At 68.3% G+C, this 25,043-nt stretch carries 24 protein-coding genes and 1 tRNA gene; 20 read left to right on the top strand and 5 right to left on the bottom strand.

The genetic code is table 11. The annotated features are described in order from the left end of the window. Positions 1 to 40: 40 nt before the first annotated feature. The 8 genes from ACZ5ZX_RS05315 to ACZ5ZX_RS05280 all read left to right on the top strand — a co-directional run bounded on the left by ACZ5ZX_RS05315 (position 41) and on the right by ACZ5ZX_RS05280 (position 7,566). Positions 41 to 952 carry a bifunctional DNA primase/polymerase gene (locus tag ACZ5ZX_RS05315; protein ID WP_465500766.1) on the top strand — a complete coding sequence of 304 codons (912 nt, stop codon included), beginning with the start codon at positions 41 to 43 and terminating at the stop codon, positions 950 to 952. Beyond that, the gene (locus ACZ5ZX_RS05310) at positions 949 to 1,464 is read left to right on the top strand and encodes an AAA family ATPase (RefSeq protein WP_465500765.1); all 516 of its coding nucleotides are present in this window, start codon (positions 949 to 951) and stop codon (positions 1,462 to 1,464) included. The genes ACZ5ZX_RS05315 and ACZ5ZX_RS05310 overlap by 4 nt, the downstream gene beginning before the upstream one ends. Before the next feature lie 35 nt (positions 1,465 to 1,499). Next, positions 1,500 to 1,805, top strand: coding sequence for a hypothetical protein (locus ACZ5ZX_RS05305; protein WP_465500764.1), 306 nt, complete (start codon positions 1,500 to 1,502; stop codon positions 1,803 to 1,805). Continuing rightward, entirely contained in the window at positions 1,802 to 2,401 is a 600-nt protein-coding gene (locus ACZ5ZX_RS05300) for a DUF1643 domain-containing protein (RefSeq protein WP_465500763.1), read from the top strand. The genes ACZ5ZX_RS05305 and ACZ5ZX_RS05300 overlap by 4 nt, the downstream gene beginning before the upstream one ends. Further along, positions 2,398 to 3,975 (top strand): DNA cytosine methyltransferase, encoded by a 1,578-nt coding sequence (locus tag ACZ5ZX_RS05295; protein WP_465500762.1) that lies wholly within the window; start codon positions 2,398 to 2,400, stop codon positions 3,973 to 3,975. The genes ACZ5ZX_RS05300 and ACZ5ZX_RS05295 overlap by 4 nt, the downstream gene beginning before the upstream one ends. A 39-nt stretch (positions 3,976 to 4,014) precedes the next feature. Continuing rightward, a complete protein-coding gene (locus ACZ5ZX_RS05290; RefSeq protein WP_465500761.1) occupies positions 4,015 to 5,604 on the top strand; it encodes a hypothetical protein in 1,590 nt (529 codons plus the stop codon). A 349-nt stretch (positions 5,605 to 5,953) separates the two neighbouring features. After that, positions 5,954 to 6,202: a helix-turn-helix transcriptional regulator gene (locus ACZ5ZX_RS05285; RefSeq protein ID WP_465500760.1), complete on the top strand. Its 249-nt coding sequence runs from the start codon at positions 5,954 to 5,956 to the stop codon at positions 6,200 to 6,202. Continuing rightward, the gene (locus ACZ5ZX_RS05280) at positions 6,199 to 7,566 is read left to right on the top strand and encodes a tyrosine-type recombinase/integrase (RefSeq protein ID WP_465500759.1); all 1,368 of its coding nucleotides are present in this window, start codon (positions 6,199 to 6,201) and stop codon (positions 7,564 to 7,566) included. The genes ACZ5ZX_RS05285 and ACZ5ZX_RS05280 overlap by 4 nt, the downstream gene beginning before the upstream one ends. A 136-nt stretch (positions 7,567 to 7,702) precedes the next feature. Here the strand turns inward: ACZ5ZX_RS05280 and ACZ5ZX_RS05275 are convergent. Further along, positions 7,703 to 7,784 (bottom strand) — tRNA-Tyr (locus tag ACZ5ZX_RS05275). Between the two features lie 119 nt (positions 7,785 to 7,903). Here ACZ5ZX_RS05275 and ACZ5ZX_RS05270 point away from each other — a divergent pair. Further along, positions 7,904 to 8,395 (top strand): YajQ family cyclic di-GMP-binding protein, encoded by a 492-nt coding sequence (locus ACZ5ZX_RS05270; RefSeq protein ID WP_037314015.1) that lies wholly within the window; start codon positions 7,904 to 7,906, stop codon positions 8,393 to 8,395. Positions 8,396 to 8,447: 52 nt separating this feature from the next. On the opposite strand, the gene ACZ5ZX_RS05265 is transcribed toward ACZ5ZX_RS05270, so the two are convergent. Next, a complete protein-coding gene (locus ACZ5ZX_RS05265; RefSeq protein ID WP_465500758.1) occupies positions 8,448 to 9,137 on the bottom strand; it encodes a hypothetical protein in 690 nt (229 codons plus the stop codon). Between the two features lie 182 nt (positions 9,138 to 9,319). On the opposite strand from ACZ5ZX_RS05265, the gene ACZ5ZX_RS05260 reads away from it, so the two are divergent. Continuing rightward, the gene (locus tag ACZ5ZX_RS05260) at positions 9,320 to 10,468 is read left to right on the top strand and encodes a sialidase family protein (protein ID WP_465500757.1); all 1,149 of its coding nucleotides are present in this window, start codon (positions 9,320 to 9,322) and stop codon (positions 10,466 to 10,468) included. Positions 10,469 to 10,522: 54 nt separating this feature from the next. Further along, positions 10,523 to 11,404, top strand: coding sequence for a glucose-1-phosphate thymidylyltransferase RfbA (rfbA, locus tag ACZ5ZX_RS05255; protein ID WP_465500756.1), 882 nt, complete (start codon positions 10,523 to 10,525; stop codon positions 11,402 to 11,404). Here rfbA and ACZ5ZX_RS05250 read toward each other — a convergent pair. From ACZ5ZX_RS05250 to htpX, 3 genes are all read right to left on the bottom strand, one after another. Beyond that, positions 11,394 to 12,710 carry an NtaA/DmoA family FMN-dependent monooxygenase gene (locus ACZ5ZX_RS05250; RefSeq protein ID WP_465500755.1) on the bottom strand — a complete coding sequence of 439 codons (1,317 nt, stop codon included), beginning with the start codon at positions 12,708 to 12,710 and terminating at the stop codon, positions 11,394 to 11,396. The two genes, rfbA and ACZ5ZX_RS05250, sit on opposite strands and share 11 nt — an antisense overlap. A 3-nt stretch (positions 12,711 to 12,713) precedes the next feature. Further along, positions 12,714 to 13,787, bottom strand: a complete 1,074-nt coding sequence (locus tag ACZ5ZX_RS05245) for an LLM class flavin-dependent oxidoreductase (RefSeq protein WP_465500754.1) — start codon at positions 13,785 to 13,787, stop codon at positions 12,714 to 12,716. Between the two features lie 236 nt (positions 13,788 to 14,023). After that, positions 14,024 to 14,890 carry a zinc metalloprotease HtpX gene (gene htpX, locus ACZ5ZX_RS05240; protein WP_465500753.1) on the bottom strand — a complete coding sequence of 289 codons (867 nt, stop codon included), beginning with the start codon at positions 14,888 to 14,890 and terminating at the stop codon, positions 14,024 to 14,026. Positions 14,891 to 15,033: 143 nt separating this feature from the next. Here htpX and ACZ5ZX_RS05235 point away from each other — a divergent pair, with 143 nt between their 5' ends. The 9 genes from ACZ5ZX_RS05235 (at position 15,034) to ACZ5ZX_RS05195 (ending at position 25,041) form a co-directional block, all read left to right on the top strand. Next, complete coding sequence (locus ACZ5ZX_RS05235; RefSeq protein ID WP_465500752.1) at positions 15,034 to 16,002, top strand: YncE family protein; 969 nt, start codon at positions 15,034 to 15,036, stop codon at positions 16,000 to 16,002. A gap of 16 nt (positions 16,003 to 16,018) precedes the next feature. Beyond that, positions 16,019 to 17,206, top strand: a complete 1,188-nt coding sequence (locus ACZ5ZX_RS05230) for a BtrH N-terminal domain-containing protein (protein ID WP_465500751.1) — start codon at positions 16,019 to 16,021, stop codon at positions 17,204 to 17,206. Positions 17,207 to 17,270: 64 nt separating this feature from the next. Beyond that, positions 17,271 to 17,741 (top strand): acyl-CoA thioesterase, encoded by a 471-nt coding sequence (locus ACZ5ZX_RS05225; protein ID WP_465500750.1) that lies wholly within the window; start codon positions 17,271 to 17,273, stop codon positions 17,739 to 17,741. 152 nt (positions 17,742 to 17,893) lie between these two features. Beyond that, the gene (locus tag ACZ5ZX_RS05220; RefSeq protein WP_465500749.1) at positions 17,894 to 19,861 is read left to right on the top strand and encodes a S8 family serine peptidase; all 1,968 of its coding nucleotides are present in this window, start codon (positions 17,894 to 17,896) and stop codon (positions 19,859 to 19,861) included. 198 nt (positions 19,862 to 20,059) lie between these two features. Next, entirely contained in the window at positions 20,060 to 21,295 is a 1,236-nt protein-coding gene (locus ACZ5ZX_RS05215) for a class I SAM-dependent methyltransferase (protein WP_465500748.1), read from the top strand. Next, complete coding sequence (locus ACZ5ZX_RS05210; RefSeq protein ID WP_465500747.1) at positions 21,292 to 22,089, top strand: sugar phosphate nucleotidyltransferase; 798 nt, start codon at positions 21,292 to 21,294, stop codon at positions 22,087 to 22,089. The genes ACZ5ZX_RS05215 and ACZ5ZX_RS05210 overlap by 4 nt, the downstream gene beginning before the upstream one ends. Beyond that, complete coding sequence (locus ACZ5ZX_RS05205) at positions 22,086 to 22,739, top strand: PIG-L deacetylase family protein (protein WP_465500746.1); 654 nt, start codon at positions 22,086 to 22,088, stop codon at positions 22,737 to 22,739. Before ACZ5ZX_RS05210 ends, ACZ5ZX_RS05205 begins: the two co-directional genes overlap by 4 nt. 5 nt (positions 22,740 to 22,744) lie before the next feature. Continuing rightward, positions 22,745 to 23,767 carry an NAD-dependent epimerase/dehydratase family protein gene (locus ACZ5ZX_RS05200; protein WP_465500745.1) on the top strand — a complete coding sequence of 341 codons (1,023 nt, stop codon included), beginning with the start codon at positions 22,745 to 22,747 and terminating at the stop codon, positions 23,765 to 23,767. Further along, the gene (locus ACZ5ZX_RS05195) at positions 23,767 to 25,041 is read left to right on the top strand and encodes a DUF4910 domain-containing protein (RefSeq protein WP_465500744.1); all 1,275 of its coding nucleotides are present in this window, start codon (positions 23,767 to 23,769) and stop codon (positions 25,039 to 25,041) included. The genes ACZ5ZX_RS05200 and ACZ5ZX_RS05195 overlap by 1 nt, the downstream gene beginning before the upstream one ends. Positions 25,042 to 25,043 lie beyond the last annotated feature (2 nt).

Here is a 25,043-nt window from a genome sequence, read left to right as displayed (position 1 = left end):
CTACCGCGCCATGTCCCGTTCGCACAAAGGAGATCCGTGGATGAGTGACGCCCACCTCGACGCGCTGATGCGGGCGGCGCTGATGATGGCTGACAGGGGGATACCGGTCTTCCCGCTCTGGCCCGGCACGAAGATCGCCGCCTGGCACCGCCCGGACCGCTGCCCCCGCACCGGGGCCTGCACCAACAGGCACGCGATACCGGAAGACCTCGCCACCCTCGACCCCGACCGCATCCGGTGGCGCTGGAGCGATCAGCCGTGGAACGTCGGTGTCTTCCCCGGCCCGGCCGGGCGGATCGTCGTGGACTGCGACCAGCCCAAGACCGGCGACGGCCCGGACGGCTGGGAACAGCTGCAGGCGCTCGCGGCCGAACGCGGCGGACCACTGCCCGACACCTGGACCGTCACCACACCCAGTGGTGGGCGGCACCTGTGGTTCCGGGTGCCGCTCGGGTGCCGCCTGCGCGGCACCGTCAAACACATCGCCTCCCATGTGGACACCCGATGCTGGGGCACCTACGCCCTCGCACCCGGGTCGACGTTCGAGGGCGGCGCCTACGAACTGTTCGACGACACCGACGAAGCCGAGTTCCCGGGCTGGCTGGTCCAGGCCAACGTCGAACACGCCACCACAGCCATCTCAGGGCGCGGTGAGAAGCCCGTGAAAGCGCCGGACGCCTACGTGGCGGCGGCGCTGCGCGCCGAGACCGACCGCGTCCGCCAGGAACCCCTGGGGCAGCGGAACAAGACGTTGTCCACCGCCGCCTACGCCCTCGGTCAGCTGGTCGGCGCCCGGGTGCTCGACGAGCACCTCGCCCGCACCGAACTCCAGGCCGCGGTCGCCGCCTGGAACACCCCCGAATCGCGGGTGAAAGACCACGGCGTCATCGAAACCAGCCTGCGCGCCGGGAGCCACAACCCCCGCCGTATCAAGGGAAAGGAGGCCGCTTGACCCCCACCCTCATCGCCACCATCGGCCCCGCCGGGGCCGGGAAAACCACCTGGCGCCGCCGCCACGCACCCGCCGGGGCGGTGGTGGTGTCGCTGGACGAGACCCGGGCGGCGCTGTCGCCGTGCGGATGTTCGGCGAACCAGGCCGTCAACGCCGCCGCCGTCGAGGCCGGGACCGCCATCACCCGGGACGTGCTCGCGGCCGGGGGCACCGTCGTCTGGGACGTCACCAGCTACCTCGACACCTTCCGGGCACACCTGCTCGACCTCGCCGCCGACTACGGCGCCCGCACGGTCGGGCTGGTGGTGCTGCCGCCTCTGCTGACCGTCCTGGAACGCAACGCCGGCCGGGACGCCACCGTGTGCCCGCACTGCGGATACGCCCGCCGCGTCCCCGACCCGGTCATCTGGCGAATGCACCACGCCATCACCACCGCCCTGCCGCGCCTGCCCGGCGAGGGATGGCACGAACTGCGGTTCCTCGACCTGCCGCCCTACCTGCGCACCCGCTGAAACCCGTTGCACCACAACGACAAGGGAGTTCCGTCATGGCCGTCATCGTCCACCGCTGTACCTGCGAGCACCTCGACAACGCCCACGCCCCCTCCCCCGACAAAGACGGCAACCGCCGCTGCCACATGGCCGGATGCCGCTGCGTCGACTCCCAGCCCGGCGCCCCGGAGGTCATCCCCACCTGGTCGACGAACGGCAACCCGACCGGGCCCGCGCTGCCGAACCCGGACATCGTCCCGCCCGGCACGATCGACGGACCCGGCATCGGGCGGGCGTGTGACTGCGAGGACTGCCAGGCGCTCTACCGCGTCGAGACCGCACCGGCGGGGGTGAGTGCGTGAACCCGCCGTCCACCACATCCCCGTTCTCCGAGCGGCTCGACGTCCAGGTCCGGCCGGACTTGCTGTCGGATTCGGTGGCCGTGTTCAACTCCACGGGCACGCACCGCTACCTGCTCACCCGCCGATGGGGAGCGGGCGACTCGCTCACTGTGATCATGCTCAACCCCTCGACGGCGGACGCGTTCGCCGACGACCCGACCATCACCCGGATCACGCGATTCGCCCGCCGCGACGGCTACGCGGGGCTGGTGGTGCTCAACCTCTACGGCCTGCGCGCCACCGACCCCGTCGAGCTGGCCCGCGCGGACGACCCGGTCGGGCCGGACAACGACACGATGATCGCCGGATGCACCTGGGACACCTCCCGGCCCGTCCTGGTCGCCTGGGGCGGAATCGCCTACCAGCCCCGGCACCGGGCCCGCACCGCCGCCGTCGTCCACGACCTGACCGGGCGGGGTGTGCCGCTGTGGTGCCTGGGCCGCACCGCCGCCGGGCATCCCCGGCATCCGCTGTATCTGCCCGCCACCGCACCCCTGGGCCCGTGGTGGCTGCCGCCCGGTTCCACGACCACGACCGTTTCGGAGGTAGCACGATGACCTACACGACCTACGACGAATTCGCCGGATTCGGCGGCAGCTCGCAGGGCGCGACCGCGGTGCCGGGCGTGGAGCTGGTGCTGGCGGCCAACCATCTGCCCCTGGCTGTCGAGGTGCACGGGATGAACTTCCCGACGGCGGATCACTACCTCGGGGACATCGCCAAGGCCGACATCACCAAGTTCGCGCGAGTGGACCTGTTCCTGTCCTCGCCGGTGTGTCCGCCGTGGACGGACGCCCGCGGGGTCCGAAGGGACTTCGACAAGGGCACGCAAGGCGTGCTGTTCGACCCCGAGGTGGGTGCGGTGGCCACCGATCCGTCTGTCGTGCGGGCACGGGCGCTGATGGAGGAAGTCCCGCGCTACCTCAAGGCCATGCGGGTCAAAGGCGAACCGGTCCTGGGCGGCGTGGTGGAGAACGTCGTGCAGGTCACCAAGTGGAACGAGTTCGGCCGGTGGCGGAAGGAGATCGAGTCCTACGGCTACCGCACGCGAGTGATCGCGCTGAACGCCATGCACGTCAACGCGCCGGTCTTCGGGCGGATCGCGCAGTCGCGGAACCGGTTCTTCCTCGCGTACTGGCTGGAGTCGTTCGGGCGGAACCCGGACTGGGACAAGTGGTTACGTCCCAAGGCGTACTGCCCGGACTGTGACGAGTGGGTGTCGGCGTTGCAGGTGTTCAAGAAGCCCAGAGCGTTCATGGGTGTCTACGGCATCCGCAACGGCCAGTACGTCTATCGCTGCCCGCGTTCAGCGTGCCGTCACCGGATCGTCGAGCCGCCGGTGGTCGGGGCGGAGACGATCATCGACTGGTCGCTGGACCCGGGGCCGAAGATCGGTGAACGCGCCGAGCACGGCAAGGATCCGCTCGAACCGGCGACGATCGCGCGGATCGAAGCCGGTTTGGCGCGGCACGCCCGGCCGATGCTGGCCCCGGCCGGGGGCACCTGGCGCGAACACGCCACCCCTCTCGACGTACCGATGCCCACCCGCACCACCCGCGAGACCGACGGCCTGGTGGTGCCACCGCTACTGGTCCCGGTCGCCAAACGCGCCGGGGTCAACATGGCCTCCACCATCGAAGAACCGATGCGGACGCAGACCACGCGCCGCGAGGTCGCCATGGTGATGCCGCCATTCATCTCCCTGATGCGCGGCGGCGGATCCAAGCAGACCGCCTACCCGGTGACGGGGCCGATTCCGACCGTGTCCGCGCAGGGCAACCACCACGGCCTGGTCGGCCCGCCGGCCGATCCGTCGATGCTGCTCGCCTACTACAGCAACGGCGGCCTGTCCCCGGTGTCGGAACCAGTCGGGACGCTCACCACCCGCGACCGGTACGCCGTCGTCGGCGGCGACACCCCGCCGGTGGAGCAGTGCACGTTCCGGATGCTGTCGGCGAAGGAAGTCGGGCGCGGGATGGGGTTCCGGCCCGACTACCGCATCAAGGACGGCATCAGCAAACGTGACGAGGTCCGCGGCTACGGCAACGCCGTCCCGCCCGGCATGGAAGAAGTGATCGTCTCCGCCCTGGTGGAGACCTTCTCCGGGGAGTCCCTGGAACCCGCCGCGTGACCCGGCGGACGCACCACCCGCACGACCGAAGGAGGCCCCATGTCCAGCACGCCCGACACCACGCCGCACAACGGCACGTCATTGTGGCCGGTCGGCGACGACGGTCGGCGGATCGTGCGGATCGGTGAGGACCCGGACGCCATCCGGGTCCTCACCCGCGCCCTGGACGCGCGGATCATCCCCGGCACCTACGTCAGCGACGGCGCCCCCGTGGTCGTCGAGGAGATCTCCGGGGCCGCCGGGCCGGAATCGGCCGACGAGGACGTGGCGCTGCCGCTGACCGCGTCTGTGCTCAAACCGTCGCTGCTGGCCGCGCTGCTGGCCGAACACGCCACCGTGTCCGGGGTGAAGAACGGGAAACCGGCGGAGGTCAGCCCGCCGGGCCCGGTGCTGTCCGCGGTGCTCGCCCGCCGCGCGTGGCCGGGGCTGCCGGTGCTGCGCAGGATCATCTCCACACCGGTCCTGCGCCCAGACGGAACTTTGCTGCAAACGCCCGGCTACGACGAACGCACCGGGTTCTACCTCGCGGGCAACACCCACCTCGCGCCGATCCCGGACCACCCCACGCCGGACGAGGTCGCCGCCGCGCGGGAGTTCCTACTGGAGCGGTTCCTGCGGGACTTCCCGTGGCGTGACCCGGCTGCCGACCGCGCGAACTACCTCGCGCTGCTGGTGACGCCGCTGATCCGGCCGTTCACCCGCGCGCTGTCACCGTTCGGGCTGATCGAGGCGTCCATGCCCGGCTCGGGGAAAACGATCCTGACCGGATGCGTGGGGCTGCTGGTCGGGCAGACCGTGCAGACCTGGAACGAATCGGAGGACGAACTCCGGAAGACGATCACCACCGTCCTAGCCGACGATCACGGCGTGATCGTGTTCGACAACCTGGAGGAAGGGACGGTGGTCAACTCCGCCGTACTCGCTCGACTGATGACCGAACGAACCTGGGCGGACCGAAAGTTGGGCACCAACAGCAACGCCAGATTCACCAACGACCGGCTGTGGCTAGCAACGGGGAACAACCTCCGCACCGGCGGCGACATGGCATCGAGGACCGTCTGGGTGCGGCTCGACCCGGACTGCCCCCGCCCGGAGGCCCGGACCGGGTTCACGATCCCGAACCTCGATTCCTGGATCCTCGACCCGCGCAACCGCGCCACCGTGCTGCGGCACATCCTGATCCTGATCCTCGACTGGACCAGCCACGGCGCCCCACTCGCCTCCGGGGCGATTCCGCAGATGCGGCAATTCACCACATGGGCCAAGCAACTGGGCGGGTTCCTTGAACACCACGGGATCACGGGGTTTCTGGCGAACGCAGACACCGTGCGTGGGCTGGACGACGACAACGCCGAATGGCGCTCGTTCCTTCATGCCTGGCGCGACGTCCACGGCGACAGCCGCATCACCGCGCAACAGCTTCGGGTGTCCGGCGAACCCACCGCGGGCACCGACCCCTGGGCCGGGACGTTCCCGACCAACCCGGCCGGGAAGCCCGTCACGACCAAGTCCCTGGGCAGGAAGCTGGCAGGACATGTCGACCGCTGGCACACCGACATCGTGTTACGCAGCGCGATCGACAGCCACCACAACTGCCGAACCTACTGGGTCGAGGAAGCAGCCTCCTAGGAATCCCGGGGAAAGAAACCCGCAAACCCGCAAACCCGCAGAACGAACTCTGACCAGGAAAAACACCACGCGGGTTTAAATGATCATGGGCTCTTCCAAACCCGCAAACCCGCGGCTTTGCGGGTTTGCGGGTTAGCGCTCGACAGGTAAACCCGCACGCATACATGCAGGTCAGACACCATATTGCGGGTTTGCGGGTTTGCGGGTTTGGTTTCAGCCCCCGCACCCCAACCCGCCGTCCACCACCTGCCAGCACCCAGCCAACCCGCTACCCAACGTCACGCCGACCAGGTCGCCGGACCACCACCAGCGGCCTGGTCCGGCATGTCCACACGAAAGGACCACCGCCATGCCTTCCACGCCTCACAGGACGAACCGCGCGTCGCGATCGCGTCAGCAGATCACTACGTCGGTGGTCGACGACGAACACCTGACCATCAAAGAGGTCTGTGCCCTGCTGAAAATCGCCCGTTCGACGTTCAGTCAGTGGCGCGACAGGGGCGAGGCTCCGCCGTGCATTCGACTTCCCAACAACTCAGTCCGCGTTTCTCGCTCGGCCCTGAATCGCTGGCTCAGCTCCCGACTGGAGGCCGCATGACAGATCAGGTGTCGTACGACGTGAAGATCTGGGCACTGAAATCCCGTCGACACAGGAGCGGGAAAGTCTCCTATCGGGTGCGCTGGACGGTGGACGGCCGGGAGTTCGGCGAGCCGTTCCGCACGTTCAAGCTGGCCGACAACTACCGCAACGATCTCATTGCCGCCGCGAAAGTCGGTGAGGGCTTTCTCGTCGACGAGCCTGGACTGCCGACATCGATGATCCGCAAGGAGGTCTCGAAGCTCTCCGTCTTCGATCTGGCCTGCGCGTACATCGATATGAAGTGGCCGGACGCATCGCCGAAGTACAGACGATCGCTGGCCAGTTCCATGACCGGCATCACAGTGTCGATGCTGCAAGAGGAGATCAACGTGGACGGAAAAGTGCTCCGGAAGGCACTAACGCAGGCGTTCAACACGACGTTGAGAACCGAAGGGCTTCCGCCCGATGTTGCCGCGGTGCTTGACGACGTCGCGGTTGCATCTCGACGTGCGGACGAATTCGCGAAACCGGACGTACTGCGCTTCGTTCTCAGCGGGATCGATCGCAACATCAACGGCTCGAAGGCGGCGCCGGCCACCGTCAGGATTCGACGAGTGGCTCTGCGAGACCTGCTCGATTTCGCCGTAGAGCGAGAAGTCTTCGACGCGAACCCACTGGAGGAGATCAAAGTCAAGAAGCGCAGCTACGAGATCCAAGAGGTCGACCCGGGCGTGGTCGTAAACGAAATCCAGGGCCGGATGTTGCTCGACGCGGTGCGCGAGACCCATCCGGAGCTGGTCGCGTTCTTCGCGCTGATGTACTTCGCGGGCCTCCGCCCCGAGGAAGCCGCCAATCTCAAGAGGGCGAACCTGCCATTGCCGCTGGAGGGGGCGGGATGGCTCAAGCTGGAGGGGGCCCGCCCCGAGGTTGGCGGGGAGTGGACTGATTCCGGTGAGGCATCCGAAGCGGGGCCGCTCAAGCACCGAAACGTGGGAGCAAGCCGGCGAGTCCCTTGTACGTCGGAACTGACCGCGCTGTTGCACGCGCATCTGGTGATCTTCGGCACCGCGCCGGACGGCCGTCTGTTTCGTGGCGTGCGTGACGGTGGGCGGCTGAGCAGCTCGGTCTACGGACGTGCATGGGCAGCCGCTCGCGCGGCGGTGTTCACGCCCGAGGTGGCCGCTGGTCCGCTCGGCAAACGACCGTACGACCTTCGTCACGCGGCCGTGTCGACGTGGCTCAACAACGACGTGGAACCCACCCAGGTCGCGAAGTGGGCCGGGCACAGCCTGGCAGTGCTCCTGCGCGTCTACGCCAAGTGCCGATCAGGTGGGGAGGTGACGGCCCTGCAGAAGCTCGAACGTGCCTACAGCAGGACCTGAGACGGCATAGGGGAGCCGCGCCCGTAATGCGCCCGTGGATGGGCCTGCAAACCCGGCCACAGCCGTACACAGCCGGACATAACAAGATCGGCCCCCTGACCTGGTTTCCCAGGTCAGGGGGCCGATCTTGCTGGTGTGGCGAGTGAGGGATTCGAACCCCCGAAGGCAGTGCCGTCTGATTTACAGTCAGATCCCTTTGGCCGCTCGGGCAACTCGCCGTGGCCGGGCGAGCCCGGCCGAGACGAAAGAATACCCAATGCCGTGGCGGGCCGGTCAACCGGGTTCCGCAGGGCTAGGGTGGAAGCTCCTGACAAGCGAGTACGAGGTGTGAGAACACGTGGCGGATCCCTCTTTCGACGTGGTGAGCAAGGTCGATCGCCAGGAGGTGGACAACGCCCTGAACCAGGCCAGCAAGGAACTCGGTACACGGTTCGACTTCCGGGGTACCGGGACCAAGATCGACTGGTCCGGTGAGGAAGCGATCGCGATCGAGTCCGAGACCGAGGAGCGGGCGCTGGCGGCGGTCGAGGTGTTCAAGGAGAAGCTGATCAAGCGCGGCATCTCCCTGAAGGCCTTCGAGGCGGACGAGCCGGCACTGTCCGGCAAGATCTACAAGGTGAGCGGCAAGATCCTGCAGGGGATCGCGTCGGACAAGGCGAAGCAGATCGCCAAGTTCATCCGGGACGAGGGCCCGAAGGGCGTCCAGGCGCAGATCCAGGGTGACCAGCTGCGGGTCTCCGGCAAGAAGAAGGACCAGCTGCAGGACGTGATCGCCTTGCTCAAGGGCAAGGACTTCGAGATCGCGCTGCAGTTCACGAACTACCGCTGATCCCGGCGGGGAAGGCCACCTTCGAGCGCTTCGAAGGTGGCCTTCGTCATACCTAGGACGCCGTGATCGTCCAGGTCCCGTCGCCTTCGATGGACACGAACGCGGGGCCGGACACGGGGATGTCGCCCGTGTAGTCGCCGAGCTGGTTCACGGGGAGATCCGAGTAGTCGCCACTGTGCACCCACACCGCGACGCGGCCGCTCTTCTTGGTGGTGAGCTTGACCGACGAGGCGGAGCCGGGCACGGAGAGGACGACCTCGCTCTTGCCCGAGAGGGTCTTGCCCGGCTCCAGGACGGGCAGGCCGCTTTCGTCGGTGATGGTCAGCGTCCAGGCGGCGTTGGCCTTGACGGTGAACGTCTTCGCCTGGTGGCCGGGCATGTCGTTGATCCACTGCGTGCCCTTGTACGGGCCGCTGTCGTTGACGATCAGCTCGTTCTCGGTGTTGACCGCGACGTGCCCGGAACACTTCGGACAGTCGAAGGTCACGAAACCCAGGCGCCTCGGCCAGGTCGTGGGGACCGACGCGTTCCCCTTGCCCGAGTGGCTCTCCGGCGGCTGAGGTGCGGGTGGCGGGGTGGTGGTGGCCGTCGGCGGCCGCGTCGGCACTCCCGAAGGGGCGTGGAGTCCATCGTGAGCGGCGGCTCGCGGGACGACGCGGCCGGTGTTCGCCGCCGGCGAGCAGGCCACCAGGCCGACGGTCAACAGCACGGCGCCCGAGGCCGCGCACAAGCGCCTGATCACGTGTTCCCCCAAATCGAGCAGTCCTAGGAACTTCGCCGACCGATAGCCCAGCGTTACCGGGCAACCCGGCCGGGCGATTCAGGCCACTCTGGCGTGGGTTTCTGCCGCGACGCCTTCGCGGCAGTCCGAAAAGGACGGACGCACATGGTGTAATCCGGCGCTCGCGTTCGAGGAAGGTCACGATGAAGCGCCGTCTCCGCACCGCACTCGCCCTAGCGTTGTCACTCACCGTGATCGCGTCGTCGTTCACGTCCGCGCAGGCCGCCGAGCGGCAACAGCTCGTGCCGGGCTACGGCTCGTACCCGCGACTCATCCGCCTCGAGCATTCCCCGATCGGCCGGGGTCGCATCCTCGCGTCGCTGACCAGCGAAGACGGCGGCGGCAAGTTCACCCCGATCATGGAAAGCACCGACGAGGGCCAGACCTTCCACAAGGTCGGCGAGGTCCGCGACCGCGACGGCCGCTACGGCATGTGCTGCGGAACGCTGTACGAGCTGCCGCAGCGTGTCGGCAGGCTCCGCCCCGGCACCCTGCTGTGGGCCGCGAGTTACCGCCAGGACGCCGGTCCGCAGCGCCGGATCGGCATCAAGATCTGGTACAGCCGGGACGCCGGCCGCAGCTGGTCCTTCCTGTCCGAAGCCGCCCGTTCGCACAACCACGACGGCATCTGGGAACCCGAGTTCGTCGTCGACGCCGGTGGCACATTGTGGCTGCACTACGCCGACGAAACCGAGGCGCCGCAGTTCGCGCAGGTGATGAACCGGGTCGCGTCCACCGACGGGCTGAACTGGGGCACCAAGCAGCGCACGATGGCCATCCCGCCGCATCGGGTGCGACCGGGGATGCCGATCATCCGCCGCCTGCCCGACGGCCGGTATTACCTGGCCTACGAGATCTGCAACTTTCGCGACCGCTTCTGCGACCCGTACTTCAAGATCTCCTCCGACGGCGCCAACTGGGGCGATCCGCTCGATCCCGGCACCCGCGTCGACACCGCCAACGGCAACCACTTCCAGCACGCGCAGACGATCACGCTGTTCCCCGGCGGCCCCAACGGCGTTCGGCTGGTGATGGTCGGGCAGATCTACACCAACGCCGCCGGCGTCCCGCAGGACAAGAACGGCCGGGTCCTGCTCGCCAACGACCACTTCGGCGCCGGGCACTGGTACGAGCTGCCCGCGCCGCTGCACATCGTCGGCATCCACGACAACTTCTGCCCCAACTACAGCTCGACGTTGCTGCCGGTCGACGGCGGGAAGAACGTGCTGCAGATCTCCACTGAATACAACGCCGGCTGCAAGGCCTACTTCGCGAAGGGACCTGCTTTCTGAGCACCACCCGGTAGTGTGAGCCGTTGACGGACGGCTACGAAGCGGGGGCTGAGGATGAAGGGCATCGTGCTGGCGGGGGGCAGCGGGACGCGGCTGCATCCCATCACCCAGGCCATCTCGAAACAGCTGCTGCCGGTCTACGACAAACCGATGATCTACTACCCGATCTCGGTGCTGATGTTCGCCGGGATCCGCGAGATCCTGATCATCTCGACGCCCGCCGACCTGCCGAACTTCCGGAAGCTCCTCGGCGACGGCAGCCAATTCGGGCTCAGCTTCAGCTACGCCGAGCAGGCCGCCCCCAACGGGCTGGCCGAAGCGTTCATCATCGGCGCGGACTTCGTCGGCGACGACGAGGTCGCGCTCGTGCTCGGCGACAACATCTTCTACGGCCAGGGTTTTTCCAGCAGGCTGCAGGCCGCCGCGACCTCGCTCGACGGCTGCGTGCTGTTCGGCTACCCGGTCAAGGACCCGCAGCGGTACGGCGTCGGCGAGATCGACGCGGACGGCAAGCTCCTCTCCATCGAGGAGAAGCCCGCCAAGCCGAAGTCGAACAAGGCCATCACCGGCCTGTACTTCTACGACAACCAGGTCCTCGAGATCGCCCGCGACCTCAAGCCGTCGCCGCGCGGCGAACTGGAGATCACCGACGTCAACCTCGCCTATCTCCAGCAGGATCGCGCCACCCTGGTCGACCTCGGCCGCGGTTTCGCCTGGCTCGACACCGGCACGCACGACTCGCTGCTGGAAGCGGGCCAGTTCGTGCAGGTCCTCGAGCACCGGACGGGCGTCCGGATCGCCTGCCTCGAAGAGGTCGCGCTGCGGATGGGCTTCATCGACGCCGACCAGTGCTTCGCGCTCGGCGCCAAGCTGGCGAAGTCCGGCTACGGCGAATATCTGATGAACGTCGCGCGCACCCAAGGCGCTACCGGCTGAACAGGTGCTCCCGCAGGGTGTCTCCGGTGTAGTCGGTCCGGAAGACGCCCAGTTCCTGCAGCCGCGGGACGACGTCGTCGACGAACGCGTCGAGGCCGCCCGGGGTCAAGTACGGCACCAGCACGAACCCGTCGGCGGCGTCGCTCTGGACGTACTCGTCGATCGACTCCGCGACCTGCCGGGCGGTGCCGACGAACTGCTGGCGGGCGGTCACCTCGATGACCAGTTCGCGGATCGAGAGCTTCTTCTCCTCCGCGATCGCCCGCCATTTCGCGGCCACGGAGAGGGGATCCTTCTCATGCCGCACCCGGCCCCAGGTGAGCGGTTCGGCGTCGGGATCCGGGTCGATCCCGGGGAGCGGGCCGTCGGCGTCGTAGGCGGAGAGGTCGCGGCTCCAGACCTGTTCCAGGAACTGGATCGCGGTCGCCGGACGCACCTGCCGGTAGCGGATCTCGCGCGCGTGCTCGTGCGCCTCCTCCTCGGTGTCGCCGAGGACGAACGTCGCGGCAGGCATGATCAGCAGGTCGCCGGGCTCGCGGCCGTAGGCGGGCAGGCGCCGCTTGACGTCGGCGAAGAACTCCTTGCCGCTCTCCAGCGAACCGTGGCGGCTGAAGATGACGTCGGCGGTCTTGGCGGCGAATTCCCTGCCCTCGTCGGAATCCCCGGCCTGGATGACGATCGGTTGTCCCTGCGGTGTCCGCGGGACGGTGAACTCGCCGCGGATGTCGAACTGGAGTCCACTGTGGACAAAACGGTCGATGCCGCGGGCGAAGACGCCGTTCGCCTTGTCCCCCACCAGCGCGTCCGGCGCCCAGCTGTCCCAGAGTTCCCGGACGGTGGCGAGGAACTCCTCGGCGCGACGGTAGCGATCCTCGCGGTCGAGGAAACCGCCTCGCCGGAAGTTCTGGCCGGTCCACGCGTCGGGCGAGGTGACGACGTTCCACGCGGCGCGGCCGCCGGAGAGGTGGTCGATGCTCGCGACCTGCCTGGCGACCTCGTACGGCTCGTTGAAGGTCGAAGACAGCGTTCCCGCGAGTCCGAGCCGGGTGGTGACGGCGGAGAGCGCGGCCAGCACGGTGGTGGTGTTCGGGCGGCCGACGACGTCGGAATCGAGGATCTTGCCCGCGTGCTCGCGCAGGCGCAGCCCTTCGGCGAGGAACAGGAAGTCGAACTTGCCCCGCTCCGCCGTACGCGCGAGGTGCTCGAAGGACGAAAAGTCGATTTGGCTACCCGAGCGCGGGTCGCTCCACACGGTCGTGTTGTTGACGCCGGGGAAGTGTGCGGCGAGTTTGACCTGTTTGGGCATCTGTCACGCCTCCGCGTACTGGTTGGCGGCGACCCCGAGGCCGAGATGGTCGCGCAGGGTGGGGCCGGTGTACTCCGACCGGAACACGCCCGCGGCCTGGAGTGCGGGGACCGTGCCCTCGGTGAAGAGCGCGAGGTCGTCGGGCAGGACGGCGGGCCGGAGATGGAAGCCGTCGAGGCCGCTCGACTCCGCGATGCGGGGTAGCTCGGCCGCGAGGTCGGCCGGGGTGCCGGTGAAGCTGAGCCCGCCGGGCGGGAAGGGCGCGTAGGCCTCCAGCGCGCGACGGCGGTCGATGGCCGCCTGCTCGGTCTCGGCGAGCACGATCGAAAGTCCGGCCAGGAGTTTGGCGTCCGGGAACCGCTCGCGGGCGTCGCGGATCTCGTCGACCAGGACGACGTCGGCGCCATGCGCGTACGGCGAGTCGCCGTAAACCGCGACGACGGGATGGCCCTGTGGTGGTCGCGGCGTGATCGAAGGTCCCTTGATGCTGAAGAAGCGGCCTTCGAAGTCGACGTAGTGGAGCTTCTCGCGGTCGATGAAGCGGCCGGTCCGCTCGTCGCGGATGATCGCGTCGTCCTCCCAGCTGTCCCAGAGGCGCGCGATGACGTCGACGACCTCGGCGTTCTCCGCTTCGGCGTCCACCTCGGACGGCAGCGTGCGCCTGCCGAAGTGCGCGGCCTCGGCTTCGGTGCGCGAGGGAACCGCGAGGACGCCGGCGCGGCCGCGGCTCGCGAAGTCGAGCGACGCGACGGCGGTCGAGACGTGGAAGGGCTCGGTGTGCGTGGTGGTGACCGTCGGGATCAGGCCGATCCCGCTGGTCACGGGGGCTATCGCGGCGAAGGTCAGCAGCGCGTCGAGCCTGCCGCGGACGACCTCCTCGCCGCCGGGCTGAAGCGCGAGGGAGTCGTCGAGGGTGACGAAGTCGAGCGAAGCGGCTTCGGCGAGCTTCGCGTGGGTGAGGTAGTGGGCGGCGGTGAACAAGGCGGCCGGGCGGACGTCGGAGACCCGCCAGGCGGCGGGATGCTGCCCGGCCCCGTCGAGCGCGACCCCGAGGTGCAACTGCGGTGCGGAACCCATGCCCGGGGAACTCGCCCGACCAGGCCCCGATTCCCCCTCCCACGACGTGAGACGTCGCCTTTAGCGGGCTAAACGCGACCCGCACGCACCCGCACACCCACGCAGACACGTCGCCTTTAGCGGGCTAAACGCGATCCGCACGCACCCGCACACCCACGCAGGCGGGTCGCCTTTAGCGGGCTAAACGCGACCTGGGCGACGCGGCGCGTTTAGCGGGCTAAACGCGATCTGGCTGGTCAGAGGGGGCGGCGGGCCATTTCTTCGAGGCGGCGGATGCGTTCGTCCATCGGCGGGTGGGTGGAGAAGAGCTTCGAGAGGCCTTCGCCCGGCCGGAACGGGTTCGCGATCATGAGGTGCGACTGCGAGACCAGCTTCGGCTCCGGCACGAGCGGCGCCGCGCGCGTCCCCTGGTCGAGTTTCCGCAGCGCCGACGCCAGGCCCAGGGGGTCACCGGTGAGTTCCGCGCCCGACGCGTCGGCCTGGTACTCCCGCGAGCGGCTGACGCCGAGCTTCACGATGGCGGCCGCGATCGGCCCGATCAGCACCAGCAGCAGCGCGACCAGCGGGCTGTCGCCGTCCTCGCGGTCGCTGCCGCCGAAGACGCTCGCGAACATCGCGATGTTGGCGATCACGCTGACCACGCTCGCCAGCGCGCCCGCGACACACGAAATGAGGATGTCCCGGTTGTAGACGTGCGACAGTTCGTGCCCGAGCACCGCCCGCAGTTCACGCTCGTCGAGCAGGCCGAGGATCCCGGTGGTGCAGCACACCGCCGCGTGCCGGGGGCTGCGGCCGGTGGCGAACGCGTTCGGGGCCTGGGTGGGGCTGAGGTACAACCGCGGCATCGGCTGACGCGCCGTGGTCGCCAGTTCACGCACGATCCGGTACATCGCCGGGTACTCCGCCTCGGACACCGGCCGGGCGCGCATGGCGCGCAGGGCGAGCTTGTCGGAGTTGAAATAGGCGTAGGCGTTGACGCCGAGCGCCACCACCAGGCCGATGACCAGCGCGCCGCGCCCGAAGAAACCGCTGATCCCGACGATGAGCGCGGACAGCACGCCGAGCAGGACGACCGTCTTCAGTCCGTTCTGGTGTTTGTGCACGGCGTCCTGCTCCTTTCGTTCTCCGAGTATTCAAGCGAGGGGGTTACTCACCGGAAACAACGCGATCGGGGGACGCGAAGTTCCTTCGCCCGGACGAACAGCGGGTTATCGTCAGATCCCGGAACGATCATGGGGAGGCGCCTGTGCGAGGACCCGAACTGAGCCGCCGAGCCCTGCTCACGCTGGCCGCGGCCGGGGTTTCAGCGGTCGCCTTCGCCCCGGCGGCCAGAGCCGAAAAGGTCATCCTGATCGAGGTCGGCGGCACCCCGGAGGCGGTCGCGGTGAATTCCGTCACCGGTTTCGCCTACGTCTCGGACCCCTCCACCGGCACGATCGTCGTCCTCGACTCGCGGACCGGCACCGTCGGCGCGGTGATCCCGGTCGGCGGCGAGCCCGCGGGCCTGGCCGTGGACACCGTGACCAACCGGGTCTTCGTCACCAACCCTCCCGCCGGGACCGTCCTGGTGATCGACGGGCTGACCAACGACGTGGTCAGCGTGGTGCCCGCCGGGCCGGGGGCGTCGAGTGTCGACGTCGACGAGCAGGCGAACCGGATCTACGCGGTCAGTGACGTCACCGGCGTCCTCGCCGTCCTCGACGGCGTCGGCTGCCGTCTGCTGAAGCTGGTGCCAGGGCCGACGCCTGGCCTGTCCTCGATCGCGGTGGACAGCGGCCGCAAGCTCGCGCACTGCACCAGCACGCGCACGGATTCGCTCGAGATCTTCGACATCGGCGCGGAGAAGTTCACCGACGGTGTCAAGGTCGGCAAGTCACCGACCGGGGTCACCGTGCATCGCGGCAGCGGGACGGTGTTCGTGGCGAATTCGGCGATCCATCATCTGTCCGTCGTGGACGCGAGCGCCCGCAAGGAAAAGGCGACGGTGCTGCTGCGCTCCGAATCGTCGGCGGTCGCGATCCACCAGGGCACGAACACCGTGTACACCAACGGTGGGGCCAACGGGATCGCCCGGATCGACGGCGTGACCAACCTGCTCACCGGTGACCTGTCACTCGGCGTGAACCCCGGCGCGGTCGCGATCGACCAGCGCTTCAAAGCCGTGTACGTGACGGATCCCTTACACGGCAAGGTTTCCCTGATCCGGGATTTCTGAGTGGCATGATGGCCGGGTGAGCGAGTACGAACTGCGCGGCGGACTGCAACCGGACGTGTCGGCGGTGGCCGCCGTACTGGCGCACCACGGTGTCGAAGGGCCGGACGGGAAGGCGCCCAGTGAGGCGTTGCTGTTCGCCGCGTCCGGCGGGATCGGGGCCGGTTACCTCCTGTGGGACTTCGCGCACGAATCGACCTCGGCGATCGTGTTCGGTTTCCGTGCGCGGTGGCAGTATCCGCAGGACTGGCTGAAGTCCACGGTGGACAGACTTGGGCTTCGGGCGGGCATCCACACCACCGGCGGCAAACGCGCCGCCGCGAAACGGCTCACAGCCGACCTCGGCGCGGGGCGGCCGGTGATCGTCCTCCCCGATCGCGAGTCGCTCGGCTACTGGCAGCTGCCGCCGGAGCTGTCCGGCGCCGGCGGGCATTTCGTCGTCGCGTATGGCGAAGAGGACGGCCGGGTGCTCGTCGACGACCGGAACCTCGCCCCGCTGACGGTCGGCCGGAAGACCTTCGACCTCGCTCGCGACCGTGTCGGCTCGTACAAGAACCTGCTCGCGACGATCGAGCCCGGCGAGGTCTCCGACTGGCGGACGGCCGTCCGCGAGGGGCTGACGGACTGCGCGCGGAACCTCTCGGCGCCGTCGAAATCGTTCTCGCTGCCCGCCTGGGAGCGCTGGGCGAAGGGAATGACCGACGAACGCGACCCCAAGGGCTGGCCGCGCGCGTTCAGCGAGCGACGCGGCCTCTTCGGGGCGCTGCTCACCGTCTGGGAGAGCGTCACCCCGGCGGGGATGGCGGGCGGGCATCTGCGCGGGCTGTTCGCCGACGCGCTCACGGAGGCCTCAGGTCTGCTCGACCTCCCGGCATTGGCCGAACAGGCCTCGACCTGGCGCGGGATCGGCGAGCGCTGGGCGGAACTGGCCGAGGCCGCCCTCCCGGCGTCGAACGCCGAGTTCGCCTGGGTGCGCGGGCTGGTCAGCGCGGTCTCGGCGGGTGTCCGTGAGGGCGACGCCGGGCAGGACGCGGCCGCGGCGGCCGGTGCGGAGCTGTGGAAGCTACGCGCGCACTACAACGACGAAATGCCGTTCACCGACGTCGAGGTCGGTGATCTCTTCAGCACGATGGGCGAGCTGCTCCGGGACATCCACACCGCCGAGACCACCGCGATCCGCGAGCTTTCCGAAGCCCTGATGGAGTGAACCCGGCCCGGCGTCCGTTGCGCCGCGCGGCCGGATCACCACGCGATCGTTCAAGATCCACTTCGTGCACGCACATCCGCTGGGGACGACCAGTGCGCGTCCCGCTCCCGAGATCCACCTGTACCGCCATCGCCTGCGTGTCACCGACCTGGACTATCTCGGCTACGTCGGGAACGTCCGGCTGCTGGACTACTTCCAGGAAGCCCAGATCGCGATGCTCGACCCGCTCCGTGAGCGCGTTCTCCGGCCGAAGGGACCGACCTATCTGATCGCCAAGCACAACGTCAGTTACGTGCGGCGGCTGGCGTTCCGCGACCATCCGGTCGAAGTGGAGACCGTGGTCGGCAGGATCGGGACCTGCGACATCGTGCTGAACAGCAGGCTGCGTGACGAGAGGGCGGTCTACGCGCGCTGCCGGACCATCTGGGTCGCGTGCACCTTGCCCGAAGGCAGCGCCCGGCGTCTCGACGCGGAGGAACGCGCGCGGCTGACCCGGTTCAGCGGGGTGATCGACGAGCTTCCCTCCGCGCGCTGAGCAAGCCCCGGAGCGGAATTGTTTTTAACCGTTTATGCTCCATTTCCCTCAGCCGGTAAATCGCGGCTGGGCCGTTCAGTGGCTGATCGAAACGCTTTTCGGCGGGTACCTTCGAAAGACCTCTCCCCTGCAGAGATCCCCGGAGGTATTTCATGCCACGGCCGAAGTCTGTCCGCATTCTCGCACCCTTGGTCGGCGCGCTTCTCCTGACGAGCGGAGTGGCCGTCGCCGCTCCCGCCGGGGAGGACCCGCAATTCATCCGCCTGGCCAGCAGGACCTTCGATCCGCTCGACCAGCGGATCGCGTTTAGCCCGCTAAACGCGGGTCAGCGGGGTACCGCGAGCCGGGACTGGCGGGGCGCCTACCTGCTCCAGGTCCGTGGCGCGCTGACCGACGCGCAGCGCGAGCGATTGCGCGCGCTCGGCGTGCGAATCGGGACCTACATTCCCGATTTCGCGTACGTGGTCCGCCTGAAGCCGGAGAACAGGGAATCGGTCGCGAAATTGAATTTCGTCCGCTGGATCGGTGAATACCGGCCGGACGACAAGGTGGAGCCATCGGCATTCTCGGCGAGCGGCACGGGGAGCTATCTGGTGACGCTGGTCGAATCCGACGCACGGGATCAGCGCGCGGTCGCCGAGCGGATCCTGCGGCTCGGCGGCGGCATCGAGGCGATCTCGCAGAGCGGGCAGCACATCGTCGCGACGCTCGGCTCCGGTCTCCTCGCCGCGGTGGCGCAGGGTGCCGAGGTGCTCGCGGTCGGCGCGATCACCGCGCCCGAAACCGACATGGCCAACGCACGCGAAAGCGGGGGCGCGAACTACCTCGAGAGCGTCGGCGGCTACCGCGGCCAGGGCGTACGCGGTGAGGTGATGGACGGCGGGCTGCGCGTCACCCACCAGGAGTTCAAGGCCCGGCCGACGGTGCTGCACGGTTCGAACTCGACCAGCACCAGCCACGGCACTTCGACCTACGGCGAGATCTTCGCCTCCGGGGTGAGCGCGCCACAACGCGGCCTGTTGCCCGAGGCCCAGGGCATCTTCGCCACCTATGACAAGCCTGACCGCTACGCCCACACCAAGGAGCTGGTCGACCCGGCGGGCAAGTATCGCGCGGTCTTCCAGAGCAACAGCTGGGGTGGCGGGCTGACGACGGCGTACAACTCGGTTTCGGCCGAGCTCGACAAGATCGTTTTCGACCATGACCTGCTGATCTGCCAGTCGCAGAGCAACGCGGGGACCCAGCAGTCGAGGCCACAGGCCTGGTCGAAGAACGTGCTCTCGGTCGGCGGGCAGTACCACTACAACACGCTGGGCCGCACCGACGACAAGTGGAACGGCGGCGCCAGTATCGGCCCGGCCGCCGACGGGCGGATCAAGCCGGAGCTGTCGAACTACTACGACCGGATCGACACGACGTCGTCCACCAGTGACACCTCGTACACGACCTCGTTCGGCGGTACGAGCGGGGCGACCCCGATCACCTGCGGAAACGCCGGTCTGCTGTTCCAGATGTGGGCCGACGGCGTCTTCGACGGCGGCCCCGGCAAGGCCCGTGACGTCTTCGCGAGCCGCCCGCACGCCGCGACCGCGAAGGCACTGCTGATCAACGGGGCCGACCAGTTCGCCTTCAGCGGCACCTCGCACGACATGACCCGCACGCATCAGGGCTGGGGTACCGCGAACGTGCGCTACCTGCACGAACAGGCCAAGGCGAACGGATGGAAACTGCCGGTGCTGGTCAACGAGACGGATCTGCTGGCCACCGGGCAGAGCAAGAAGTACACGGTCGCGGTGAACGGGACGAAGCAGTTCAAGGCGACGCTGGCCTACACCGACCCGGCCGGTTCGCCGACCGCGTCGGTCACCAGGGTCAACGATCTGACGCTGAAGGTCACCGCCCCGGACGGGACCGTGTACTACGGCAACAACGGCCTGCGTGCGGGCAACTTCTCGACCGCGGGCGGGTCACCGAACACCGTCGACACGGTGGAGAACGTCATCCTGGAGAAGCCGGCCGCGGGCACCTGGACGGTCGAGGTCGTGGCGACGCAGGTGAACGCCGACGGTCACCCGGAGACCTCGGCGACCGACGCGGACTACGCGTTGGTGGTTTCTTGACGGTGTGAGCCGCGGCACCGCATTCAGTCCGCTGAATGCGGTGCCGCTTCCTGTTGACCGCACCCGGATGGCGGAGACGCCTGCGCCGAACAGGTTTCGGTTGGGAGACGGAAGCACGAGAGCTTTGAAAGGCATGTAACGAGGTGACCCGGGGGGCCGACGTCTGGGATACGTGACGCGAGCCAAGGAGCCCTCTCGATGACCACCTGCCGACTCTGCGGCTCGGCCCATCTCGCCAGTGTCGTCGACCTCGGGGCGACGCCGCCGTGCGAGCGTTTCCTCACCGCGGAACAGCTCGCGGAACCGGAGCCGACCTACCCGCTGCACCTGCTGGTCTGCACCGAATGCTGGCTGGCCCAGATCCCGCCGCTGATCACCCCGGAAGAGACCTTCACCGAATACGCCTACTTCTCGTCGTATTCCGCCTCCTGGGTCGAACACGCCAAGACGTTCGTCGACGGTGCTGTCGAACGGCTCGGGCTCGACGAATCCTCATTCGTCGTCGAGGTCGCCAGCAACGACGGCTATCTGCTCAAACACGTTGTGTCTCAGCAGATCCGCTGTCTCGGGGTGGAACCTTCGGTGAACGTGGGCCAAGCCGCGCGTGACGCCGGGGTGCCGACGAAGACCGCCTTCCTCAGCCCCGAAACCGGACGCGACGTCCGTGAGGAGCACGGTCCGGCCGACCTCGTCGTGGCGAACAACGTTTACGCACACATTCCGGACATCATCGGCTTCACCCACGGCCTCCGCGCCCTCGTCGCCGAGGACGGCTGGGTCAGCATCGAGGTCCAGCATCTGCTGACGCTGATCCAGGAGAACCAGTACGACACGATCTACCACGAGCACTTCCAGTACTACACGGTGGAATCGGCGCGCCGGGCCCTCTCGCGGGGCGGATTGTCCGTTGTGGACGTCGAACTCCTCCCCACCCACGGTGGTTCCATCCGGCTGTGGGCACGCCCGGACGCCGTCGCCGGTGAGCCGAGCGAGCGGATGATGCAGGTCCTCGACGCCGAAAAGGCCGCCGGGCTGCACGAAATGTCCGGCTACACCGAATTCTCCGAGCGGGTCACCAAGGTCCGGCTCGAGCTGAACAAGTTCCTCACCGACGCGGCGCTCGAAGGCAAGACCGTCGTCGGTTACGGCGCCCCGGGCAAGGGCAACACGCTGCTGAACCACTGCGGCATCCGCCCGGACGTCCTGCGGTACACCGTCGACCGCAATCCGTACAAGCACGGCCGGTTCACCCCCGGCACCCGGATCCCGATCCTCCCGCCGGAGCGCATCGAGGCGGACCGGCCCGACTACGTGCTCGTCCTTCCGTGGAACCTCCGGAAGGAACTGACCGCCCAGCTGTCCTTTGTGGACGATTGGGGCGGAAAACTGGTCTTCCCCATCCCGCACCTGGAAATCGTCGAGGTGAAGTCGTGAAGGTAGTCCTCTTCTGCGGCGGCTACGGCATGCGGATGCGCAACGGTGACGCGTCCGACGTGCCCAAGCCGATGGCCATGGTCGGCCCCAGACCCCTGATCTGGCATGTGATGCGGTACTACGCGCATTTCGGCCACACCGAGTTCATCCTCTGTCTCGGGTACGGCGCGCACCACATCAAGGAATTCTTCCTCAACTACCAGGAGACCACCTCCAACGACTTCGTCCTGCGCAACGGCAAGGCGGAACTGCTGTCGACCGATATCGCGGACTGGTCGATCTCCTTCGTGCAGACCGGCCTCGAATCGGCCATCGGCGAGCGGCTGCGCCGGGTACGCCCGTACCTCGAAGGCGACGAGATGTTCCTCGCCAACTACGCCGACGTCCTCACCGACGCCCCGCTGCCGGAGATGATCGAGCGGCTGTCGAACTCCGACGCCGGCGCCTCGATGATGGTCGTGCCGCCGCAGTCGTCGTTCCACTGCGTCGAAATGGGCGAGGACGGCCGGATCGGCGCGCTGACCCCGGTCAGCGAGATGCCGCTGTGGGAGAACGGCGGGTACTTCGTGCTGCGCCAGGAGGTCTTCGACCACATCCCCGAGGGCGGCGATCTGGTGGCCGACGGCTGCGGTGAACTCGCCAAGCAGGGGAAACTGCTCGCGTACCCGTACCGCGGCTTCTGGAAGCCGACCGACACGGTCAAGGAGCGGGTCCAGCTCGACGACGCCTACGCGCACGGTGACCGTCCGTGGGCGTTGTGGGAACACGAACCGGCTCCGGTGGGCATCGCGTGATCGCACTCGGTACCGGCGGGCTCCAGCGGATCGTCGCGCTCGGCGCGCATTGTGACGACATCGCCATCGGCGCGGGCGGCACACTGCTGACGATCTGCACGGACAACCCGGGTGTCCGGGTCGACGCGCTGGTCCTGTCCGGCGGCGGCACCGAACGGGAGGCCGAGGAGCGGGCCGCGCTCGCGGCCTTCTGCCCGGGTGCCGACGTCGAGGTCACCGTGCTGAAACTGCCCGACGGCCGGTTTCCCTCGCATTGGGAAGAGGCCAAGAACGCACTGGAGGAGCTGCGGCGCCGCACGGATCCGGACCTCGTCCTCTCCCCGCGCACGGCCGACGCGCATCAGGACCACCGCGGCCTGGCGACGCTGGTGCCGACGGTGTTCCGCACGCATCTCCAGCTGGAGTACGAGATCGCCAAATGGGACGGCGACCTCGGCAAGCCGACCGCGTACGTCCCGCTGACCACCGAACGCGCCGAGGAGAAGGTCCGCCTGCTGCAGGAGCACTACGCCTCGCAGCGGCACCGTCCCTGGTACGACCGCGAAGCCTTCCTCGGCCTCGCCCGCGTCCGCGGTATCGAATGCGGGCAGAAGTACGCGGAAGCCTTCGACCTCAAAAAACTGACGCTCGATCTCTCCTCGAAAGGCTGAAAGCCATGCGTGTGCTGCTGACCGGGCACAAGGGTTACCTGGGCACGGTGATGGCCCCGGTGCTGGCCGCCGCCGGCCACGAGGTGATCGGCCTCGACTCCGGTCTCTACGACACCTGCGTGCTGGGCCCCAAGCCCGAAGATCCCGAGGGTTTCGAGGTCGACCTCCGTGACGTCACCGCCGAGCACGTGTCCGGGATGGACGCCGTGATCCACCTCGGCGCGCTGTCCAACGACCCGCTCGGTTCGCTGGCGCCGGAACTGACCTACGACATCAACCACCACGCTTCGGTCAAGCTCGCCAAGCTGGCGAAGGACGCCGGGGTCAAGCGCTACCTCTACGCCTCGACGTGTTCGGTCTACGGCGCCTCGGGCGGCGACGGCCTGGTCGACGAGGACGCGCCGCTGCGCCCGGTGACGCCGTACGCCGAGTCGAAGGTGCGGGTCGAGGACGACGTCCAGGAACTCGCCGACGACGACTTCAGCCCGGTGTACATGCGCAACGCCACCGCGTTCGGCTTCTCGCCCCGGCTGCGCGGCGACATCGTGCTCAACAACCTGACCGCGCACGCGCACCTCTCCGGCGAGGTGCTGGTGCTGTCGGACGGCACGCCGTGGCGGCCGCTGGTGCACGCCAAGGACATCGCGCGTGCCTTCACCGCGGCGCTGGAGGCGCCGAAGGAGGCCATCCACGGCAAGGCGTTCAACATCGGCACCGAACGCAACAACGTGACCGTGGCCGAGATCGCCGAAGAGGTCGTCGAGGCCGTTCCCGGTTCGACGCTGCGGATCACCGGCGAGGCGGGCGCGGACCCGCGCTCCTACCGGGTCGACTTCTCCCGGTTCCGCGCGGCGATCCCCGGTTTCGACTGCGACTGGTCGGTCAAGGACGGCGCGCTCGAACTGATCGAGGCGTACCGGACCCACGGTCTCACCGAACACGGTTTCCAGCGCCTGTTCACCCGGCTGGCCCGGTTGCAGGACCGCACCGCCGCCGGCGAGCTCGACGACACCCTGCGGCGTCGCTGATGACACACCGGGAGCTGGAGACGGGCGCCGACCTGCGGGAGCTGGTCGAGCGCCTGTATCCGCTGTGCCGCAGCATCACCGGCGACGGCGTCCGCCGCACGCTGGAGATCGTCGGCGAGCACATCCCGCTGGAGATCCACGAAGTCCCCACCGGCACCCAGGTACTCGATTGGACCGTGCCGCAGGAGTGGAACATCCGCGACGCGTACATCAAGGACGCCTCCGGCCGCCGCGTGGTCGACTTCGGTGAGTCGAACCTGCACGTCGTCGGCTACAGCGTCCCGGTGTCGCGGAAGATGCCGCTCACCGAGCTGCGCGAACACCTGCACACGCTGCCCGACCAGCCCTCCTGGGTGCCGTACCGGACCAGCTACTACTCGCCGACGTGGGGTTTCTGCCTGGCGCAGGAGACCCTCGACGCGATGCCGGACGGCGAGTACGAGGTGTGCATCGATTCCACTTTGGACGATGGACACCTCACTTACGCCGAGCACGTCGTACCGGGCGAGGTCGCCGACGAGGTGATCATCTCCTGCCACACCTGCCATCCGTCGCTGGCGAACGACAACGTGGCCGGGATCGCGATCGCCGCGGCCTTCGCGCAGACGCTGGAGAATCCCCACTACACGTACCGGTTCCTGTTCATGCCGGGCACGATCGGCGCCATCACCTGGCTCGCGCGCAACACCGACCGCGTCGGCCGGATCAAGGCCGGGCTCGTGCTGGCCTGCGCCGGTGACCCGGGATCGCTGACGTACAAGCGAAGCCGCCGCGGCGACGCGGAGATCGACCGCGTGCTCGCGTACGTCCTCGCCGGGCGCGCGCACAAGATCGTGGACTTCTCGCCGTACGGCTACGACGAACGCCAGTTCTGCTCCCCCGGCTTCAACCTCGGTGTCGGATCGTTGACGAGGACGCCGTACGCGGGCTACCCCGAGTACCACACCTCGGCCGACAACCTCGATTTCGTGTCCACGGCGGCCATGGAGGAAACCCTCCAGACCTTGCGGGACACGTACGCCGTCCTCGACCGCGACCGCAGCTACGTCAACCTCAGCCCGTACGGCGAGCCGCAGCTCGGCAAACGTGGGCTGTACGACTCGCTCGGCGGCCGGAGCGACGCGAAACAGGCCCAGATGGCGATGCTCTGGGTGCTCAACCTCTCGGACGGCGAGCACAGCCTGCTCGACGTCGCCGAGCGATCCGGATTGCCGTTCGATTCCGTCGTCGCGGCCGCTCAGGCGCTGCACGACGCCGGATTGCTCAAGGACTGACC

The sequence above is a fragment of the Amycolatopsis sp. NPDC033938 genome (assembly GCF_055575975.1).
This window is presented reverse-complemented; position numbering and strand designations above follow the sequence as displayed.